Origin of the sequence: Streptomyces sp. NPDC127119 (assembly GCF_042677425.1) — a bacterium.
Lineage (GTDB): Bacteria > Actinomycetota > Actinomycetes > Streptomycetales > Streptomycetaceae > Streptomyces.
Genome location: NZ_JBHXTO010000019.1, coordinates 26,122 through 45,985, shown reverse-complemented (window position 1 = coordinate 45,985; position 19,864 = coordinate 26,122). Strand labels below are relative to the sequence as shown.

General features: G+C 69.4%; 19 protein-coding genes. 11 read left to right on the top strand and 8 right to left on the bottom strand.

Annotation, left to right across the window (positions count from 1 at the left end):
* Positions 1–156: 156 nt before the first annotated feature.
* Genes ACFVH5_RS11905 through ACFVH5_RS11890 form a run of 4 tightly spaced genes read left to right on the top strand, consistent with a single transcriptional unit; the run spans position 157 to position 3,644 of the window.
* Positions 157–966: an ABC transporter permease gene (locus ACFVH5_RS11905; RefSeq protein ID WP_385833443.1), complete on the top strand. Its 810-nt coding sequence runs from the start codon at positions 157–159 to the stop codon at positions 964–966.
* A complete protein-coding gene (locus tag ACFVH5_RS11900; RefSeq protein WP_385833406.1) occupies positions 959–1,867 on the top strand; it encodes an ABC transporter permease in 909 nt (302 codons plus the stop codon). The genes ACFVH5_RS11905 and ACFVH5_RS11900 overlap by 8 nt, the downstream gene beginning before the upstream one ends.
* A gap of 6 nt (positions 1,868–1,873) precedes the next feature.
* Complete coding sequence (locus ACFVH5_RS11895) at positions 1,874–2,890, top strand: ATP-binding cassette domain-containing protein (RefSeq protein ID WP_385833404.1); 1,017 nt, start codon at positions 1,874–1,876, stop codon at positions 2,888–2,890.
* A 10-nt stretch (positions 2,891–2,900) separates the two neighbouring features.
* A complete protein-coding gene (locus tag ACFVH5_RS11890; protein WP_385833403.1) occupies positions 2,901–3,644 on the top strand; it encodes a DUF1707 domain-containing protein in 744 nt (247 codons plus the stop codon).
* Positions 3,645–3,862: 218 nt separating this feature from the next.
* Here the strand turns inward: ACFVH5_RS11890 and ACFVH5_RS11885 are convergent, their stop codons facing one another.
* On the bottom strand, positions 3,863–5,185 hold the full coding sequence (locus ACFVH5_RS11885; protein ID WP_385833402.1) for an SGNH/GDSL hydrolase family protein: 1,323 nt from the start codon (positions 5,183–5,185) through the stop codon (positions 3,863–3,865).
* Positions 5,186–5,402: 217 nt separating this feature from the next.
* On the opposite strand from ACFVH5_RS11885, the gene ACFVH5_RS11880 reads away from it, so the two are divergent.
* The 3 genes from ACFVH5_RS11880 to ACFVH5_RS11870 all read left to right on the top strand — a co-directional run bounded on the left by ACFVH5_RS11880 (position 5,403) and on the right by ACFVH5_RS11870 (position 9,194).
* Positions 5,403–6,845 (top strand): DUF445 domain-containing protein, encoded by a 1,443-nt coding sequence (locus tag ACFVH5_RS11880; RefSeq protein ID WP_385833442.1) that lies wholly within the window; start codon positions 5,403–5,405, stop codon positions 6,843–6,845.
* Between the two features lie 238 nt (positions 6,846–7,083).
* Entirely contained in the window at positions 7,084–8,550 is a 1,467-nt protein-coding gene (locus ACFVH5_RS11875; RefSeq protein WP_385833401.1) for an MFS transporter, read from the top strand.
* Between the two features lie 77 nt (positions 8,551–8,627).
* Positions 8,628–9,194, top strand: coding sequence for a hypothetical protein (locus tag ACFVH5_RS11870; protein WP_385833400.1), 567 nt, complete (start codon positions 8,628–8,630; stop codon positions 9,192–9,194).
* Between the two features lie 3 nt (positions 9,195–9,197).
* Here ACFVH5_RS11870 and ACFVH5_RS11865 read toward each other — a convergent pair whose 3' ends face one another.
* On the bottom strand, positions 9,198–9,743 hold the full coding sequence (locus tag ACFVH5_RS11865; protein WP_385833399.1) for a protease: 546 nt from the start codon (positions 9,741–9,743) through the stop codon (positions 9,198–9,200).
* Between the two features lie 199 nt (positions 9,744–9,942).
* On the opposite strand from ACFVH5_RS11865, the gene ACFVH5_RS11860 reads away from it, so the two are divergent.
* Positions 9,943–11,010, top strand: a complete 1,068-nt coding sequence (locus ACFVH5_RS11860; protein WP_385833398.1) for a GlxA family transcriptional regulator — start codon at positions 9,943–9,945, stop codon at positions 11,008–11,010.
* 129 nt (positions 11,011–11,139) lie between these two features.
* Here the strand turns inward: ACFVH5_RS11860 and ACFVH5_RS11855 are convergent, their stop codons facing one another.
* The 3 genes from ACFVH5_RS11855 to ACFVH5_RS11845 all read right to left on the bottom strand — a co-directional run bounded on the left by ACFVH5_RS11855 (position 11,140) and on the right by ACFVH5_RS11845 (position 13,217).
* A complete protein-coding gene (locus ACFVH5_RS11855) occupies positions 11,140–11,442 on the bottom strand; it encodes a hypothetical protein (protein WP_385833397.1) in 303 nt (100 codons plus the stop codon).
* Between the two features lie 67 nt (positions 11,443–11,509).
* On the bottom strand, positions 11,510–12,415 hold the full coding sequence (locus tag ACFVH5_RS11850) for a rhamnogalacturonan acetylesterase (protein WP_385833395.1): 906 nt from the start codon (positions 12,413–12,415) through the stop codon (positions 11,510–11,512).
* Between the two features lie 85 nt (positions 12,416–12,500).
* A complete protein-coding gene (locus ACFVH5_RS11845; RefSeq protein ID WP_385833394.1) occupies positions 12,501–13,217 on the bottom strand; it encodes a hypothetical protein in 717 nt (238 codons plus the stop codon).
* Positions 13,218–13,452: 235 nt separating this feature from the next.
* Between ACFVH5_RS11845 and ACFVH5_RS11840 the strand changes: the two genes are divergently transcribed.
* A complete protein-coding gene (locus ACFVH5_RS11840) occupies positions 13,453–14,871 on the top strand; it encodes an RICIN domain-containing protein (RefSeq protein ID WP_385833393.1) in 1,419 nt (472 codons plus the stop codon).
* Between the two features lie 738 nt (positions 14,872–15,609).
* Here ACFVH5_RS11840 and ACFVH5_RS11835 read toward each other — a convergent pair.
* Complete coding sequence (locus tag ACFVH5_RS11835; RefSeq protein WP_385833392.1) at positions 15,610–16,509, bottom strand: radical SAM protein; 900 nt, start codon at positions 16,507–16,509, stop codon at positions 15,610–15,612.
* 198 nt (positions 16,510–16,707) lie between these two features.
* Between ACFVH5_RS11835 and ACFVH5_RS11830 the strand changes: the two genes are divergently transcribed.
* Positions 16,708–17,916, top strand: a complete 1,209-nt coding sequence (locus ACFVH5_RS11830) for a helix-turn-helix transcriptional regulator (RefSeq protein ID WP_385833391.1) — start codon at positions 16,708–16,710, stop codon at positions 17,914–17,916.
* Positions 17,917–17,946: 30 nt separating this feature from the next.
* Here the strand turns inward: ACFVH5_RS11830 and ACFVH5_RS11825 are convergent, their stop codons facing one another.
* Both ACFVH5_RS11825 and ACFVH5_RS11820 read right to left on the bottom strand, forming a co-directional pair.
* Entirely contained in the window at positions 17,947–18,141 is a 195-nt protein-coding gene (locus ACFVH5_RS11825; RefSeq protein WP_385833390.1) for a DUF397 domain-containing protein, read from the bottom strand.
* Positions 18,138–18,986 carry a helix-turn-helix domain-containing protein gene (locus ACFVH5_RS11820; protein WP_385833388.1) on the bottom strand — a complete coding sequence of 283 codons (849 nt, stop codon included), beginning with the start codon at positions 18,984–18,986 and terminating at the stop codon, positions 18,138–18,140. Before ACFVH5_RS11820 ends, ACFVH5_RS11825 begins: the two co-directional genes overlap by 4 nt.
* Positions 18,987–19,179: 193 nt before the next feature.
* On the opposite strand from ACFVH5_RS11820, the gene ACFVH5_RS11815 reads away from it, so the two are divergent.
* Positions 19,180–19,860, top strand: a complete 681-nt coding sequence (locus ACFVH5_RS11815; RefSeq protein ID WP_385833387.1) for an ATP-binding protein — start codon at positions 19,180–19,182, stop codon at positions 19,858–19,860.
* Positions 19,861–19,864: the final 4 nt, after the last annotated feature.

Sequence of the window (19,864 nt, the reverse complement as noted above, 5' to 3'; positions counted from 1 at the left end):
CTCGTACGCCTGCTGCGCCCTCCCTTGAAGACTGTCCCATCCGGTGAATCGTTCCCGGTGCGTGGCACGCGTCCCAGGAGAAAATGCCTGGCACGCGGTACCGGCCCCGGACTAGGCTCCAGCGCTTTGGCTCAGAACGGCTGGAGAGGCTTCGTGGTGCGGGCTTGGAGGTTGTACGCGGCCGTCGCGGCGGGCGGGTTCCGGCGGTACGCGACCTATCGGGTGGCCACCGCCGCGGGTGTGTTCACCAACACGGTTTTCGGGCTGATCCTGGCGTACACGTACATCGCGCTGTGGGACGAGAGACCAGGTCTCGGCGGGTACGACCAGGCCCAGGCGGTGACGTACGTGTGGGTGGGGCAGGGGCTGCTGGCGGTGGTCGCGGTGATGGGCGGCGGCTTCGAGGACGAGCTGATCGAGAGAATCCGTACGGGTGACATCGCGATCGACCTCTACCGGCCCGTGGACCTCCAGGCGTGGTGGCTGGCGGCGGACGCGGGACGGGCCGCGTTCCAGCTGCTGGGGCGCGGTGTGGTGCCGATGGTGTTCGGCGGGCTCGTCTTCCAGCTCGCGCTGCCCGTGGACGCCGGGACCTGGCTGGCGTTCCTCGTCGCCGTGGTGCTGGGGGTGCTGGTGAGTTACGCGATCCGCTATCTCGTGGCGCTGGCGGCGTTCTGGTTCATGGACGGGGCGGGGGTGCAGCAGCTGGCCGTGCTGGCGGGACTGTTCTTCTCCGGGATGACCCTGCCGCTGAACGTCTTCCCGGGCGCGCTCGGCGAACTGGCCCGCGTACTGCCCTGGTCGGCGCTGATCCAGGCCCCGGCGGACGTGCTGCTGGGCGAGCGCACGGGCTTCGCGCTGCTGCGTACGTACGCCTTCCAGACCGCCTGGGCCGTCGGGCTGCTGGCGGTGGGCCGGCTGGTCCAGTCGGCGGCGACACGGAGGGTGGTGGTCCAAGGTGGCTGACCTGCGGGAGAAGACCGGCTCCGGCGGCGGTACCGGCTCAGGCTCCGGCTCCGGGCCCGACAGCGGCTTCGGGTCCGCGCCGACGTACGGGTCACGGCTGGTGGACGGGCTGCGGGCCTACCGGCTCATCGCCTGGATGTGGATCCGCTCGACGATGGCGTACCGCGCGTCCTTCGCGATGACCCTCTTCGGCAACTTCGCCGGGACCGTGCTCGACTTCGTCGCGATCCTGCTGATGTTCTCGCGCGTCGACCAGCTCGGCGGCTACTCGCTCGGCGAGGTGGCGTTCCTGTACGGGCTGTCCAGCGCGGCGTTCGGCATCGCCGATCTGACGCTCGGCTCGATGGACCGCCTCGGGCAGCGGGTGCGGGACGGCACGCTCGACACCCTGCTCGTACGCCCCGCGCCGGTGCTCGCGCAGGTCGCCGCGGACCGGTTCGCGCTGCGGCGCCTGGGCCGGATCACCCAGGGGCTGCTGGTCCTCGGGTACGCGCTCGTCGTGGTCGACATCGACTGGACCCCGGCGAAGGTGCTGCTGATGCCGGTGATGGTGGTCAGCGGGGCCGCCATCTTCTCGTCGGTGTTCGTGGCGGGCGGGGCCTTCCAGTTCGTGGCGCAGGACGCGTCCCAGGTGCAGAACTCGTTCACGTACGGCGGCACCACGCTGCTGCAGTACCCGCCGACCGTCTTCGCGAAGGACCTGGTGCGCGGGGTGACCTTCGTGCTGCCGCTGGCCTTCGTCAACTGGCTGCCCGCGCTGTACGTGCTCGGGCTGCCGTATCCGCTCGACCTGCCGGAGTGGACCGCGTTCGTGTCGCCACTCGTGGCCGTCGCCTGCTGCGGGCTCTCGGGGCTCGCATGGCGGGCGGGCCTTCGTTCGTACCGCAGCACGGGGAGCTAGCCGCACATGAAATTCACGCACACGCACACGGACACCGAACCGACCGTCCCGACCGGCTCGAACGGCGACTTCATCAGCCTCGACGCCGTGGAGAAGGTCTTCGACGTACGCAAGAAGACCGGCTTCCTGCGCAGCGAACGGCGGCAGGTGCGGGCGGTCGACTCGATCTCCTTCACCGTGTCGCGCGGCGAGATGGTCGGCTACATCGGGCCGAACGGCGCCGGGAAGTCCACCACCATCAAGATGCTCACCGGCATCCTCACGCCCAGCGGCGGACGCCTGCGCGTCGCGGGCATCGACCCCTCCCGCGAACGCACCCGGCTCGCGCAGCGCATCGGTGTCGTCTTCGGGCAGCGGACCACCCTGTGGTGGGACCTCCCGCTGATCGACTCGTACCGGCTGATGCACCGCATGTACCGGATTCCCGACGCCCGGTACGCGGAGAACCTCGACCGGTGCGTCGAACTCCTCGAACTGGGCGAACTCCTCGACGTACCCGTACGGCAGCTCTCGCTCGGGCAGCGGATGCGCGGGGACATCGCGGCGGCACTGCTGCACGACCCCGAGGTGCTGTATCTCGACGAGCCGACGATCGGGCTCGACGTGGTCAGCAAGGTGCGGGTACGGGAGTTCCTGCGCGACCTCAACGCGGAGCGCGGCACGACCGTGCTCCTGACGACCCACGACCTCTCCGACATCGAGCAGTTGTGCCGGCGGGTGATGGTCATCGACCACGGACGCCTGATGTACGACGGTCCGCTGACCGGGCTGCACGAGATCGGCGAGAGCGAGCGGACGCTGGTCGTGGACCTGGAGCGCGAACTGCCGCCCATCGACGTGGAGTCGGCGCGGGTGGTGAAGGTCGAGGGGCCCCGGCAGTGGCTCGCCTTCCCGGCGGCGCAGTCGGCGGCGCCGCTGGTGGCGCGGATCGCGGCGGAGTATCCGCTGGTCGACCTGTCGGTGCGGGAACCCGACATCGAGGCGGTCATCAGCCGCATGTACGCGGGCAAGGCAACCTCGTAGGCTTCTGTCCATGACGGACGAACTCCCGGCCGAACCTTCCGGCTCACTCCCCGAGTTGCGCGCCTCCGACGCCGACCGCGAACAGGTCGCCGAAGTGCTGAGGGACGCCCTCGCCGAGGGCCGCCTGGACATGGCGGAGTTCGAGGAGCGGCTGGAAACCACGTACAAGGCGCGTACGTACGGGGAGCTGGAGCCGATCACCCGCGACCTGCCCGCGGCGGGCGTCCCGGCCCCCGCTCCCGCCGTGTCGATGGTCAAGCGGCCCGCGGGCGCCGTCGGTACGGGGGACTGGGCGGGCCGGATCGTCGGCGGTGAGGGCACGTCCCGGTGGGGCGTCGCCGTCATGTCGGGGTTCGAGCGCAGAGGGCACTGGACCATGCCCAAGCGGTTCAACTGCTTCGCGTTCTGGGGCGGTGGCGTCGTGGACCTGCGCGAGGCGAACTTCGCGGACGGCGAGGTCGTCGTCAACTGCGTCGCCGTCATGGGCGGGTTGAACGTGGTGGTCCCGCCGGGGGTCGAGGTCGTGACCCGGGGGATCGGCGTCATGGGCGGCTTCGACCACGGTCAGGAGGGGGTCGCGGGCGAACCGGGCGCTCCGCGGGTCGTGGTGACCGGGTTCGCGTTCTGGGGCGGGGTCGGGGTGGAGCGGAAGATCTCGAAGGCGGAGCGGCTTCGCCTCCGCGAGGAGCGGCGGCGGGAGAAGCTTGAACGCAAGGCCGCGCGACGGGAGGAACTGGAACCGGGCCTGGACTGAGGGGGGTGCCCCCTCGGCCCCCTTACGCTTCCGCGGGTTGTTCGGTCGCCTGCGGGCCCGTCGTGGCTGGCCGCGCAGTTCCCCGCGCCCCTAAAAGACGAAAGACTGCGCAGTTCCCCGCGCCCCTAAGAGGGGCTGCGCCCCTTCAGGGGCGCGGGGAACTGCGCGGGCAACCCCCACCGGGCCGCAGGCGGCCTGCAAGCCCCCGCCCGGTGGGGCTAGAGCTGGGCCGGGGCCGAACCCTTGAGGTCGGACAGGTCGAAGATGTCCGCCATCCGCCGGTACCCCTTGTCGCTCGGGTGCAGATGATCCCCCGAGTCGTAGTCGGACCGCAGCCGCCGAGGGCTGTACGGATCCCGCAACGCCTTGTCGAAGTCGGCGTAGTCGTCGAAGACTTTCCCCGCACGGATCTGCGCGTTGACGGCCTGCCGCGTGTCCTCCAGATACGGCCGGTACCCCCGATGCCCCTGGAACGGCATGAGCGTCGCCCCCACGACCCGCAGCCCCCGCGCATGCGCCAACCGCTTCAGCTCACGCAATCCCGCGGTGATCCGGTTCGCGTCGGTCTGGTTCGGCGTCCGCAGGATGTCGTTGACGCCGAGGGCGATCACGACCGCCTTGACGTTGGTGCGGCCGAGCACGTCACGGTCGAAGCGGATCAGCCCGCTCGGATTCTCGGCGGGCCGCCCGAGCCCGCTGGCCAGGACGCGGTTGCCGCTGATCCCCTGGTTGACCACGCTGTAGCGGGGCCCGTCGGAGCCGGCCGCGTGCAGCCGTTCGCCGAGGACGTCGGTCCAGCGCCGGTTCTCGCCCACGGTCGAGGTCACACCGTCGGTGAGCGAGTCGCCGATGACGACGACGGTGCCCTGCGACTCGTTGCTGAGCACGTCCAGCGCGGTCAGATACCGCCAGTAGGGCGTCTGCCCGGTGTACGCGGCCCCGCTGACGTCCTCCGTACGGTCGCCCTCCGCGGTGTACGAGATCTGCCGCGCCTGCGGGTGGTAGGTGACGGGCCCCGACGGGGTCGGCGAGTACGTCGTCACCAGCACGTCGCTGCCGTGCGGGACCAGCAGCCGTACGGCGTCGCTGACGACCTGCTGCCCGGCGGGCACGACCACCGAGGGACGGCCCCCGAAGGTGAGGCGCCGCATGGTGTCGGCGGTCGCGGCGGCGTTGTTCGCGGTGGCCGCGACGGCGACCGAGGCGTGCGTGATGCTGAGCGGCTGCTGCCCGTACAGGTTGGACAGGGTGATCCGGGCCGCGGTGCCGCCGACGCCGACGTGCACCACGTTGCGTACGGAGCGGCCCGCCATGCCGTTCGCCTCGGTGCCGGGCTCCGATCCGGCGGGGGACGCCGACCAGGCGCCCACCCAGGTGCCGACGGAGGCGGGGGCCGCCGAGTTGTGCGGGGTCCGGCCGCCGACGACGGCCGTGGTCTCCCCGCCGTCGTCGGCGGCGACTCCGACGTATATGGCGGTCGAAATGGCGACGATCACAGCGACGATCGCGGCCAGCAAGGCATAACCGTGACGCTTGGTCATGCGGTGCGTATCTCCTCGGAAAAGTGGGAGCCCGGAGCTCCGGTGTGATGACCCCATGATGAGGCATGACGCGGGAGGAACCCGACAGGACCCCTCGGGACACCCCAGGACCCCTGGGCCCCGGTGAAATCCCCCGCCCGGACAGACGCGGGGAACTCCTGTTCCGTTCCAGGAGTCGGTCAGGTTGGAACAATGCGTTATGGGGGACCGGGAACGGATGGAGCGGATGGAACGAACGAAAGAGGACGAAACAGGGGAAACGGGCCCGGAAGGGCAGCCTTCCCACGCCGACGGTGTGGCGAACCCCACGAGCCCCGCGAGCGCCGTCGGGGCCGAGGGGCCGGCCACGGCGGCCCCGGGAGCCACGGGGCCCGGCCGCGCCGCGCCGAACCGGGCGATGAACTCGTTCAGCCCCGCCGACGAGGAGAAGTTCCGCGGGGTCCGCCGCATGAAACTCATGGCGACCGGACTGCTGCTGTTCGTCGCCGTCGTCTACGTACTCGCCAAATGGGCCGGAAACTCCGGCGCGGGCGCCTGGACGGGGTACGTGGCCGCCGCCGCCGAGGCCGGCATGGTGGGCGCGCTCGCCGACTGGTTCGCCGTCACCGCACTGTTCCGGCGGCCCATGGGCCTGCCCATCCCGCACACCGCGATCATCCCGACCAAGAAGGACCAGCTCGGCGTGTCGCTGGGCGAGTTCGTCGGCGAGAACTTCCTCTCGCAGGACGTCGTACGGCAGCGGCTGCGCGCCGTCGGCATCGGCAGCCGGCTCGGCACCTGGCTGGCCCTGCCCGAGCACGCCGACCGGGTGACCGAGGAACTGGCCACCGCGCTCAGGGGAGCCCTCGCGGTACTCCGCGACTCGGACGTGCAGGCCGTTGTCGGCGAGGCCATCAACCGACGGGCCGACGCCCAGGAGATCGCCCCCGGCATAGGGAAGACACTGGAGAAGGTCGTCGCGGACGGCGGCCACCGGCGGGTCGTCGACCTGATCTGCGTACGCGCCCACGACTGGCTCGTCCTCCACAACGAGCAGGTGATGGACGCCGTACAGGGCGGCGCTCCCGGCTGGACCCCGCGCTTCGTCGACAAGCGGGTCGGGGAGCGCGTCTACAAGGAGCTGCTGCGTTTCGTCACCGAGATGCGCGACATGCCCGCCCATCCGGCGCGTGGCGCCCTCGACCGGTTCCTCACCGACTTCGCCTCCGACCTGCAGTCCGACACCGACACCCGGGCGCGGGTGGAGAACCTCAAGCGCGAGGTCCTCGGCCGGGGCGAGGTCCAGGACCTGATCGCCTCCACATGGTCCTCCGTACGGCGGATGATCGTGTCCGCGGCGGAGGACGAGCGCAGTGAGCTGCGGCTGCGGGTACGGGCGTCGCTGCTGTCCCTCGGGACGCGGATGGCGACCGACGCGCGGCTGCAGGGCAAGGTCGACGGGTGGGTCGAGGGGGCGGCGGTGTACGTCGTGACGACGTACCGCGACGAGATCACCTCGCTCATCACCGAGACGGTCGCCGGGTGGGACGCGGAGCATACGTCTCGGAAGATCGAGGCGCACATCGGGCGGGATCTGCAGTTCATCCGGATCAACGGCACGGTTGTTGGCTCGCTGGCGGGCCTTCTGATCTATGCGGTGTCCAAGGCGCTGGGGGCGTGACGGGTTCGCTTCCGCGGGTTGTGCGTTCATCCGCGGGCGCGCTGTGGCTGGCCGCGCAGTTCCCCGCGCCCCTGAAGGGGCGCAGCCCCTCCTTCCAAGGGGCGCGGGGAACGGCGCGAGCAACCCCCACCGGCCCGCAGCCAACGCACAACCCGCAGAGCGCCCCCCACCGGCCAGGTGAGAGGTCGGCGGATCGGGGAACTCGGGGAGATGTTCCCGAACCGCAAGGAGGGGTGCCATGGCCGTCACCGATGCCGGGTCCGCGGAGACCGGAGCCGTCACCACCGCCGTGCCCGCCCGACTGGACCGCCTGCCCTGGTCCCGCTGGCACTGGACCATCGTCATCGGCCTCGGCACGGTCTGGATCCTGGACGGCCTCGAAGTCACCGTCGTCGGCAACATCGCCGGCCGGCTCTCCGAGGAAGGCAGCGGACTGCCCATCTCGGCCGCCCAGGTCACCGGCATCGCCGCCGCCCTGTACGTGGCAGGAGCCTGCGCGGGCGCCCTGTTCTTCGGTCGGCTGACGGACAAGTTCGGCCGCCGCAAGCTGTTCATGGTCACCCTGGCCGTCTATCTCGCGGCCACCGCCATGACGGCCCTCTCGTTCTCCGTATGGTGGTTCCTCCTCTTCCGCTTCTTCACCGGCTTCGGCATCGGCGGCGAGTACGCGGCCATCAACTCGGCGATCGACGAACTGATCCCCTCGAAGTACCGCGGGCGCGTCGACCTGATCATCAACGGCAGCTTCTGGCTGGGCGCGATCGCCGGCTCGCTCCTGTCGATCGTCGCGCTGAACACGGACCTGTTCGCGATGAACGTCGGCTGGCGGCTCACCTTCGTCCTCGGTGTCGTCCTCGGCCTGGTGATCCTCCTCGTACGCCGCAACGTCCCCGAGAGCCCGCGCTGGCTGTTCATCCACGGCAAGGGGGAGGAGGCGGAACGGCTGGTCACCGAGGCCGAGCGGCAGATCAAGGAGGAGACGGGACGCGAACTGCCACCGCCCGCCGGTGAGATCACCATCCACCAGCGCAAGAGCATCGGCTTCGGCATGATCGCCCGCACGGTCTTCACGACGTACCGCAAGCGCGCCGTCCTCGGCCTCTCCCTCTTCATCGGGCAGGCGTTCCTCTACAACGCGATCACCTTCGGCTTCGGCGCGATCCTCACCACGTTCTTCGACGTCCCGACCGGCAGCACCGGTTACTACTTCGCCGTCATCGCGGTCGGCAACTTCCTCGGCCCGCTGCTCCTCGGCAAGTTCTTCGACACCGTGGGCCGCCGGATCATGATCTCGTCCACGTATCTGCTCTCCGGCATCCTGCTCTTCGGCACGGCCTGGCTCTTCGACCGGGGCTCGCTGACCGCGACCACCCTGACCGCCTGCTGGTGCGTGGTCCTGTTCTTCGCCTCGGCGGGCGCGAGCAGCGCGTATCTGACGGTCTCCGAGATCTTCCCGATGGAGACCCGCGCGATGGCCATCGCCTTCTTCTACGCCATCGGCACCGCGGCGGGCGGTATCAGCGGCCCGCTGATCTTCTCGGAGCTGACCAGCACGGGTGTCGTCGGCGACACGGTCCTCGCCTTCCAGATCGGCGCCGGTCTGATGTGCGCGGCGGGCCTCGTCGCGGCGCTGCTCGCGGTACGGGCGGAGGGCCGTTCCCTGGAGGACATCGCCAGCCCCCTGTCGACGGCGGAAGCCTCCTAGGGCCTGTCTGACAGAACCGGCGAACTGAGTACGCGTACTCTGTCGGCCGCGTGTGCGACGGAGGCACCTTTGTTCCCATGACCGAGAAGCTGCTGGGCCCGCTGTCGAAGCGCCCCTGGACGGAACGCTGGTCGACCCGCCTGCTGGGTGCCGCCGTGTCCTCGGCGGCGTACCTCCTCTGCCTGCCCAGGGATCTGCGCGACCACCCCGCGTCACCCGGTTCGACCACGGAGGCGACGCCGGTGACCGTGTTCGGAGTGGCGGTCCTGGCCGTGCTGCTGCTCCTGCTGGCCGTCTACTTCGGCCACCGTGACGCCCTCGCCTGGCCCCTGCTGCTGGTGGCGGTGCCCCCGGCCGCGCTCATGTACCTCTCGTTCCACACGCACCCGGAGCCGCCCGAGCCGGCCGAGATGCCCGGCTGGCCCTGGCAGCTGATCTGGGCGTCCTCCACACTCGTGATCGCCGCGGGCGTGCTCGTCGCGACGTCCGTGGGCCGGCGGCTCAGGGCGGACGCGGAGGAGTCGCTGGACGGACTGGTCTTCGCCCATCAGCTCCAGCCCCAGTCGCAGCCGCAGTCCCAGCCACAGCCGGAGTCTCACACCCAGTCGCAGGCCCGGCAGCAGCGGCACCAGCAGCGGGTGTGAGCGTCAGGCGCCCGTCGTGGACCCGGGCCGCACGATCATGAGGATCGTGACGGTGGCCCAGAGCAGGTTGAAGATGCCGGTGAACATGGCGAGTTGAACGGTCACCCGCGGGTTCACGGCGACCTCGGTGGAGGCGGTGGAGGCGGTGGAGGCGGTGGAGGCGGCGACCTCGGTGGAGGCGGCGGATGCGGCGGGTGCGGCGGACGCGGGCCCCACCGCTTCGATGATCTCCTCCTGACGCGGCAGCACCAGCGCCAGCAGGACGGCCGCCGCGATCCCGGTCAGGACCATCGAGACGATCAGCCAGGTGTCGTAGAGCACGCCCATGCTGAGCGCCGTGGCCATGCCGAGGACGGGAACGGCGATGCCCAGGCCCGCGTACACCCGGCAGATCCGGTGCAGCAGGCGCACGGTCTCCGTGGCCCGCGGGTTGTCCGGTTCGGCGAGGGCCCGCCGGGCGCTGGGCGGGAACATGCTGGCCGCGACGGTGACGGGACCGACGGCGACGATCGCGACGAGGACGTGGAGGACGAGGAGGAACTTGGTCACGAGGGGACGGTAGGCGGCGTACCGGATCTTCGGGAAGTGGCGGTATCGCCAGCCTTCAACGGATTCTCGCCAGGCGCGGGACAGGGCGATCCCCGCTCCCGCAGCGCAGAGGTTCACGCTCGCGGAACAGGGCTCGGGCCCTCCACCCCCCCCGGGGCCCCCGCTTGGCCGTAATCCGTTGCCTGCCTATTCTTTCGCCATGCACACCGTGGCCGTACTGGCGCTCGACCAGGTCATCCCGTTCGATCTCTCCGCCCCGATCGACACCTTCAACTGGGCCCGGCTGCCCGACGGCCGCGCGCCCTACCGGATCAAGGTCTGCTCACCGGCCGAGGAGGTGAGCGCGGGGGCGTTCACCGTACGGGCGCCGTACGGGCTTGAGGCGCTGGCCGAGGCGGACACGATCATCGTGCCCGGCACCACCGACCCGACCTCCCCGCTGCCGCCCGGGGTGGCCGAAGCTCTGCGCGCGGCGGCGGCGAACGGGACGCGCATCGCCTCGATCTGCGTCGGCGCGTTCATCTTCGCCGCCACCGGGCTGCTCGACGGGCAGCGGGCGACCACGCACTGGATCGCCGCCGCGGACCTGGCGGCCATGCATCCGGCGGTGGCGGTCGACCCGAACGTCCTCTACGTCGACAACGGCCAGTTCCTCACCTCGGCGGGCGCCGCCGCGGCGATGGACATGTGCCTGCACATGATCCGCAAGGACTACGGCTCGGCCGTCGCCGCCCACGCGGCCCGGATGTCCGTCATGCCACTCGAACGGGAGGGCGGGCAGGCCCAGTTCATCGTCCACACCCAGCCCCCGGCCCCGGCGGGCACGACGATGGAACCCCTGCTGAACTGGCTGGAGGAGAACGCCGGCCGCGATCTGACGCTGGACGACATCGCCACCCGGGCGGGCACCAGCGCCCGTACGCTCAACCGCCGTTTCCGCGAGCAGACCGGTACGACACCCCTGCAGTGGCTGCACCTGGCGCGGGTGCGCAGGGCCCAGCACCTCCTGGAGAACACGTCCCACCCCGTCGAACGGATCGCGGTGCAGGCGGGGTTCGGCTCGCCGACCGCCTTCCGGGACCGGTTCAAGAGGGTGGTGGGGACGAGCCCGCAGGCGTACCGGAGGGCGTTCCGGGGAGCGCCGGAGGGCACGGAGAGCGACTTCGCCCGGCCGATCGACACCGATCTCGCCCGGCCGATCGACACCGATCTCGCCCGCCCGGCGGACTCCGATCTCGCCGGGCTGAGCGGGGCTCGGCGAGGCTGAGCCCGGGGAGCGGGCCGAACCGGAGCAAGTGGCGCCGCGGCGGGCAGGCTCTCAGCCCTACCGATCAGCCCCGCCGATCAGCCCTACCGGTCAGCCCCGCCTGTCAGCCCTGCCGGTCGATCCCGCAGGTCAGCCCCGCCGGTCGGCCACGGCCCACGACGCCAGGGCGACGGCCCCGGCTGCCCCGAACACCGCAGGCCACGCCCCGACCTTCTTGGCGAGCGGATGGGATCCGGCGAAGGCGACGACGTACGCGGCGGTCAGTGCCCCGGCGGCCCGCCCGCCGGCCTGCTGCCGCCACTGCTGGGCGGCGGCCACCCCGGCGGCGGCGAGCACGACCCCGCCGAGCTGCCGCTTCCTCGTCCAGCGGGCGACCCCGTACCCGCCGACGAGCCCACCCGCGGCCACCACCGCGGTCGGTACCTTCGCCATCACTGCCTCCTGCTGCTGTCGCGCCCGACGGCCACGTCCGACGGTCACGTCCGCCGATCAGCCGAGACTAGCCCGCCGATCCCGCCAGCCGCCCGCCCGCATACCCGCCCTGTCGGGCGAGGCCCGGAAGCACCTCTCCCGACAGCGGCAACCCCAGCCCCGCCACCGCGCGGGCGACGAGCCGGGCCATCTCGACGGCGCCGCGCTCCTGGAAGTGGGTGTTGTCCTGCACCCCGTTCGGGAAGTTCGGGTACTGCCCGGCGTTCAGCCACAGGAAGATCCCCTTGGAGGCCTCGACGCCGATCCCGTCGAGGTAGGCGCGGCTGGCCGCCGAGAGGTCGACCAGCGGAGCGCCCTCCTCCTGCGCGACCGCCTTCGCGGCATCCACGTACGCGGGGAAGGAGACGTTGAACTTCCCGGTCGTCGCGTTGTAGGAGCGCCGCGAGACGGGCGTCACGACGACGGGGGTCGCGCCCCGCGCGCGGGTGCCCCGGATGTAGTCGTTGCGCAGGTACTCCTTGTAGTCGGCCGGGGAGGTGTACCGCTCGGCGTTGCCCACGGTGGCGTCGTTGTGCCCGAACTGCACGAAGAGGTAGTCGCCTGCCTTGATCACCTGATGGATCGCGGCCAGCCGCCCCTGCTCGATGAAGGAACGCGAACTGCGCCCGCCGATGGCACGGTTGGCGACGGTGATGTTCGAGGTGAAGTACGTGGACAGCTTCTGGCCCCAGCCGGCCTGGGGGTAGTAGCCGGAGCTGTAGGTCTGCGCGGTGGAGTCACTGGCGATGTAGAGGGTCCCGGTCGCCGCCGCGGCGGCCTGCGCGGCCCCGGGCAGCCCGAGCACCCCGAGGGCCCCGCCACCGACGACCCCGGCAGAACCGACCAGGAACCGCCGACGACTGCCTACCTGGCCACTGCCACTACCACTGCCACTACTGTCGCTACTGCGTCTGCTGCTGCTGTTGCGGCTCATCTGACCTTCCCTGTACGGGAGATGGGGGGGATGTCAGAGAGGGGTGGCAGCAGACGAGGGAAAGGTTGCCGCCGCTAGTCGCTGCTCACTGCTGGGCGTCCGCCAGCCAGGTACGCCAGACAATTGGGCTGTTCGGCACGTCGGGCCGATCGAGAAGCCACAGCACGTACCCGGCGTGCAGCTGCGCCCAGGGGTTCTCCGAGCGCCGGGCCGCCTCCAGCCGCACGCGCAGCGGAGGCCCGTCGACGACCCGGGCCACGCGCACGTACTCGCGGTCCTTGCAGCGATAGGCCCGCCGCACGACGATCTCCACCAGGTCGATCAGCTTGGTCCGGGCCACCGGATCCCGCCCGACGGAGTCCACGGCCAGTTCCCGGATGAGCTTCTCCTTCGTCCCCCACTCCTTGGCGGCGAGGGTCCACTCGTCCGGATACCGGGCCTCCCACTCCAGGAAGAGCAGGGCGTAGGGCAGCCCCGGCCACTCGACGATGTCCTCGTGATCCAGGCTGTTCCACACACCGTCGGGCAGCGAACGGGCCCCGGCCCGCAACCGCTCCTCCCAGGCCGACCGCAGAGCCGGAACCTCGTACGGTTCCTCCACCCCCTCTTCCTGCAGCGACATCAACGTCGTGTTGAAGCGCGCCACGGCCTCCGCCGCCGCCTTCTGGGCGGAAGCCAAGTGATCGAGTGCGACGGCCCGCTCGGCCGGATTCTTCGAAATCAGTCCGTACGCCCAGGCCAACCGCTCGTCCCACGCCAGGGCGTCGTCCATGTCCGCCCCGCGCCCTTTCTCATGCCCCATGTGCCCCATGGGACAGATCATCCCCGAGCGGACCCGACACCACCCCTCCGGGCACCGATACCGAGACGGAACGCAAGGCAAAGGCGATGGATCGGCGGCGGATCGCCGCCGGACCGGCGATGGTTCAGCGGTGGATCAGCGATGGATCACGGGCAACCGGCCCTGCCCCTTCGGGCACCCCGCTGTGCCCCGGTGCCTCCTGATCGGGCATCGGGCATACGTATAACGTCCGAGAGTGAGCCCTTGGACTTCCCTCGAACCTGCCTCTGCGACCGTGGACCCGGGTGGCAGTACGACGGTGCGGCTGCGTCTTCGCAACACCGGTGACGTCGTCGACGAATACCGTTTCGAGGCGGTCGGAGCGCTGGCGCCGTGGACGGCTGTCGAACCGCAGACGCTGCGGCTGTATCCGGGTACGACGGGTTCGGTGGACCTGACATTCGCGCCGCCGCGCACGCCGGACGCGACGGCGGGCCCGAATCCGTACGCGGTGAGGATCACGCCGACGGAACACCCCGAGGCAACGACGGTTCCCGAGGGGAATCTGACGATCACCCCCTTCACGGAGGTGCGGGCGGAGCTGGTCCCGCCGACGGTGAAGGGCCGTTTCCGGGGCCGTCCGAAGCTCGCTGTCGACAACCTGGGCAACACGAAGCTGACGGCGTCGCTCAGCGCCAGCGACAACGGCGATCACCTGTCGTACGACATCCACCCGTCGAACGTGCAGATCGAGCCGGGCCGCGCGGCGTTCGTGAAGACGACGCTCAAGCCGCGCCAGATCATCTGGTTCGGCTCGAAGGAGTCCCGCCCCTACACCCTCGCCGTCCAACGGTCGGGCGTGGACCCCCTGGACGTCGAAGGCACGTACATCCAGAAGGGCTTCCTGCCGCGCTGGCTCGCCACCTTCCTCGGCATCTTCATGGCGCTGGCCATCACGTTCGTGATGCTGTGGATCGCCTACAGGCCCCAGGTCCGCAGCGTCGCCACGGAGAAACTGCAGGCAGCCGACATCAGCACACTGGCGCCCTCCCCCTCACCGACCCCCGAGGCGCCGAAGGCCCCGTCCGTCGACCCGGAAGCCGGCGCGTCGGCCACGCAGAATTCCGACGGCGGGGGTGGCGGAGGGGCTCCTGCAGCGCAGCCCACGAAGACGGCAGCGCCCAAGGGCGTGGTGCCCGCGAGCAACATCCTCCTGCGGAACACCGCCACCAAGCGATGCGCCGACATCCCGGGGGAGGGGAAGGGCGAGAAGGACGGCCGGGTCCAGCAGTTCACGTGCGACGAGGGCACCGACGACAACCAGCTCTGGGACCTTGAGGTCCGCTACCCGAAGCTCGGCCCCGGCGGCAAGCCCCTCTTTCAGATCCGCAACGTCAAGGACCAGTTCTGCATGGACCTGCCGGGCGTCGGCCCCCAGCCCATCCACGCGGCGATCTCCGAGGCAGACTGCGTAGGCACGACGGACGACAACCAACTCTGGTGGGTCGACAAGCAGGACAGCGGCGCCTACTGGATCCGAAACTTCGCCAGCAACCACATGTGCCTGGAGGTAGGCGGAAACCAGGACACCAAGGACGGCGTACGCCTCCTGCTCTTCACGTGCACGAACACAGACGACCAGGAATGGCAGATCATCCGCCCCTCGCAGGGCTAGACGTCCTCAGGCCGACCGAGTGCCGCCCACGCTCCGCAAGCCGCCAACTCAACCCGGCGTGCAGGCGAGACGCGCCCGCGCCCGCAATCCCCGCCCCACAACCCGACCGACCCGCCCGCATCCCACCCAGCGGGCCCCCGCTCTTCCGGGCCGCACGCTCGCTTCTGACCCGTGCCGGAGCGGGCCGGGTCAAGGGTGAAGCGCAGCGCAATCGCCGCAGGCGACGGCCGCAGGCCGCCCTTTGCGCGGCGCGCGGAGGCACGACACTGCAAAGAAGCGTGCGGCCCGACCAGCACTTCGTCAGTAGGCCTCACCAGCACCCACCCGGACCACCCCGACCTCCGCACCACCCAGCGGCGTGGGGGTCAGCGATTGGCAGCCGCAGCCGCACTCTGCTCCCTCACCCCAGCCAATCGCCGCTGATACAGCGGTCCAGCGGCGAAGGCCCCTCTGGCCTCACTGGGAGTGGACAACTCCATGAGGTGGTGGGCGACGGCCTTGAGATGCGCGGACCAGGCCAACACATGCTGCTGAGCGGTCCGCCCACATTCTTGCGGCTCACCGGGAAGACACAATGGCAGCGAGGGCCCCAACTTGTTCGCCGCATGCCGGACGTAACGCGCGACCGCGGCCCACTCATCATCGGTCCGCTGCACGGCGCTGTGGACGCCCTCCGCACCCCACGCCCCGAAGTCGTCACCGTGATCGTCCATGCGCGCTCCTCACCATCGCAGCGGATCAAGCCGGTACGCCGAGCGTAACGGCGCCGTCTGCTCCCCTGGGGTCACAGTGCCCGACGGAGGGTACGCACGGACCACAAGGACCGCACATCGGCAGGAACTGAGGCGGAGTACAGGACTGTGCGCCTTCTCCATGCACTTCGGTGATGTCTGCGCAGACCTCCTTCATCTGTCCCCCGCCCCAAATCTCAGCGAGGGGAGCGCTCAGCACGTTTCCGATGGTCAGGAATCGACCCAGGACGCAGGGCCATACGTCACCGTTCGGACCGATGGCGCATTTCTCGTGAGCGCAGTGCCCGCACAGATCGCTGATCGTCGGGGCAGCCCCTTTGCTCGCCCGCCCGAATGCCCGGCTCTTGTCTCCGCCCACCATTCCCACGCCGAGCACCGCAAGGTCCCTTGCCGCTTCACGGACGCGTTGGCCCTCCCGGACCGCCACGACGCCGCCACGAAGCGGGATGTCGAGGCCCAGTGCCCTTTCGACATTCGCCCGCGTCCTCCTGTGAGAACCCCTGAGCCGGGTCACCGAGTCGTGCTCCTCCGCTGTGTCGGAGTAATACGAAGTCGCCAGCTTGACCCCGCATTCTTTGAACGTCTCCCACAGCTCGTCACGGATGTGCGTCATGTTGGAGAACACTTCGACGGACAGTCCGGAACCGTGAGAGTGCCGGATCAACGCCGGAAGGTGCGGATACAGGGTCGGTTCACCACCGATGAACTGAATGTCCAGCGTCCCCATGTCCGCGAGCTGGTCGATGACGCGAAGCCAGTCCTGAACGGTCAGAGTGCCGTGAGTCCCCTTGGGTGAGGAGTCCGCATAGCAGTGGTCGCAGAACTCATTGCACAGTCCGGTGACCTCCAGCCATACGAACTTGAGTGCGTTTCGGGCAGCGCTCATTACAGGACTCCATTCGGGGTTTTCACGATTCGGGGACGCAGTTGCCGGGGCCTCCCGTCCCGGGCCCGCAGCGCGAAGGCCGCCGCCGCGGTGAGTTGCGACGTCTTGTCGGTTCGCCTCCGCGGAACAAGCGTCGATCCCGGAACCCATCCGTGACTAGCGGCCCCGTGTTGGCCGGCTGTCGGCCAGAATCGGCACATGGGCAGCTGCGTTGGGGCCAACATCCGACACCTGCGCGAACAGCGAGGGTGGAGTCAGTCACGGCTGGCGCGTGAGGTCTGTCAGGCGGCGCGAGTATCCGGGGAACCAGTCGGACGCCAAGAGGTCAGCCGTTGGGAGACGGGCAAGCGCACGCCTCGCGAATGGTTGCCGTTCCTGGCCACTGCGCTGGGTGTGACCGTGGATGCCCTCGTAACCGCGCAGAAGACGGTTGACCCGCCTCTGCCGACACTGACTGAATTCCTGCCCGAAGGGGACCCGCTGAGCCCTTTGGAATGCCGCACGGGGCGACGCGTCGGTATGGGTACCGTGAACGAATTACAGCAGCGGGTTCACGGGCTCCGACTCGCTGACGACGTGCTTGCGGGTGGAGACCTGATCCGGCCTGCGCTCAGAGACGTACGGCGCGCGGTGAAGCTGTACCGGGAAAGCTCACACACCAGCGAAGTTGGGCAGCAACTGCTCGGCCAGATCGGCGAGTTGGCGCAGATCGCAGGATGGATCGCCAGCGACGCCGGCCAGCACGAGGAGGCGGAGCGAATCTACCGGCTGGGAATCAGCGCCGCACGGCAGGCGGAAGACCACACCCTCGCGGGTAATCTCGCCGGCTCACTGGCCTACCAGATGAGTAATACCGGACGGGAGGCCGAAGGGTTGACGCTGGCCCAAATCGCCCTCCATGACGCCGGCAGCGAAGCGCCCCCGAAGGCCCGTGCGCTGTACCTGGACAGGGTGGCATGGGCGTACACGAAAGCAGGGGGCGCGACCGGCGGACAGCAGGCCATGCGCGCGTTGGGGGAAGCCGGACAAGCACTCAGCGAGGACAGCGAGGGGATCGAGTCACCCGCCTACCTCTACTGGGTGGACGCCGGGGAACTCAAGGTCATGGAATCGCGCGTCTACACGGAACTTCACCGGCCGCTGCGCGCTGTGCCGTTGCTCCGGGAAGTCCTTGGTGGCTATGACGCGACACATGCCAGGGAAATGGCCCTGTACCTGTCCTGGCTCGCGGTCGCCCTGGCCGACGCCAACGAACCGGAAGAGGCGGCAGCCGTCGCGGAACGGGTCATTTCTCTGGGATCCGAGACCTCGTCGGAGAGAGTGGCGGAACGAATGCGCGTCATTTTCGATCGGTTGCAGGATTATACGGGCGTGCCAGAAGTCGCCGCTCTGCTCGCGGAGCACTGAAGCAGCCACACCCTGTCTGCGGGAATGGCCCTACAGCGCCCGTATGAAGGCACGCCAAGCATGCACACGAACGGTGAGTACGGGCCCTTCGGCATCCTTTGAGTCGCGCAGGAGAACCCCGCCGACACCATGGGCGCACTCGACACACTCACCGCCCGCGCCGTTGCTGTGGGAGGACTTGAACCACGACGAGGGAGCGTCGGAGACCGGCCGCGCAATCTTCATCCTGCGTATTCCTTAAGAACGGACTTGATGAGCTGGACGGACCGCTGAGGGCTCAGAGCGGCGGCTCGCAAGCCATCGAAAGCCCTGGTGTACTCCCGCACATGATGCTCCCCTTCGAGGTAGACGGCATCGGTGATGCCGTCCCGGTACACGATGTCGGGGTCCTCCTGGTCGGGGAAGCCGAGCATGGTGAACGATCCGGTGGCCGGGTAGGTGCCTGAGTTGAAGGGCAGGATCTGCAGAGTGACGCTCGGAAGCTCCGAGCACTCCACGAGACGTTCGAGTTGCTCTCGCATCAGGGTCCGATCCCCGATGACATTGCGAAGAGACCCTTCGTTCACGACGAACCAGGCGTTCGGGGCTTCCGGCCTCGTCAGCATGGTCTGACGTTCCATGCGCACACGCACGGCCCGTTCGATGTCCTGGGCCGGCAGATGGGCCCCGGTCGTGTGGAGTTCGCCCGCGTACGCCGGAGTCTGCATGAGCCCGGGCAGCAACTCGCACTGATACTGGCGAAATGTGGAGGCCTCCTGCTCCAGGCCGATGTAGATCGAGAACCACTGCGGCACCCCCGACCCGTGCTCCTGCCACCACCCGCGCGTCTTGGCCTGCCTCGCAAGGGACTTCAGGAACTCCCGCAACTCGTCGTCGGTCTCGTAATAGCGGCACAACGCATCGATGTCGGACGGCTGGACCCTGCCGCTCCCCGTCTCCATCCGATTGACCTTGGAGCCACTCCAGTCCAGGGCCGCACCGACCTGTGCGCAGGTGAGGGCGTTGGCCTCGCGCAGTTTCTTCAACTCGATCGAGAGGCGACGACGACGCGCCGTCGGTGAACCTGCCATCTCCAACACCCTTCGCAGTAACTGGCGATCAGTCTCGTGCCAAGGGGCGCGCTTGCCAATCACTCAGAAGTGGGAATCCCGCCGTGCACATTGCATTTCGGGATGCGATCGCGCCACTCTTCCAGTGAAGCAACTCCCTGTGAACGTTCGTGACGCTCCGCTGCCCATGTGGAGTCGGGGGAGTCGGCATACGATGAGAGGGACCTTCGTGATTCGGGAAGCCTGTGTGTCACCTGGCCGGTGGAAGCTGCGGTTCCTGGCGGAGGCCGAGGAAGTAGCGGCTCTACGTTCCGCCCTACGGGTCCACCTGGGACAGTGGGGGCTGGACGAACTCGTCGACACGGCCCAGCTCTGTGTCAGCGAACTCGTCTCCAACGTGGTCACCCACGTCGGTCCGGGCACCCCCGCCACTTTGATCGTGGGCAAGGAGGGAACCGGTCTGCGCATCGAGGTCCATGACCCTGACACCCGTGCGCTGCCCACCCTCCGCAACGAAGGCGTCGACTCCGAGTCGGGACGGGGCATGGACCTCATCACCGCTGTGACCGACCGGTGGGGCGTCCAACTCCTCGCCGACAGGAAAGTGACGTGGTGCGAGCTGGCCACCGCCAACCCCTCGCCGCGCGGGCACAGCGGCGGGACGCGCGTCACGCGCGCTGAGGCGATGCTCGGCTTCTACCGGGCAGCCGGGCTGCCTCGTACCGTGGGCTCGGAGGGCACCCTGCTGAGCGTGGCCGTCGCGGAGGAGGCGGCGATCGACGTGATCGCCGACCTCCTCCACTGGCTCCGGGCACACGACTGCAACCCGAACGAAGCTCTGGATCGGGCACAGACCCACTTCGAGGCCGAGACGAATTCACGGGGCATCCGGTGAGGCG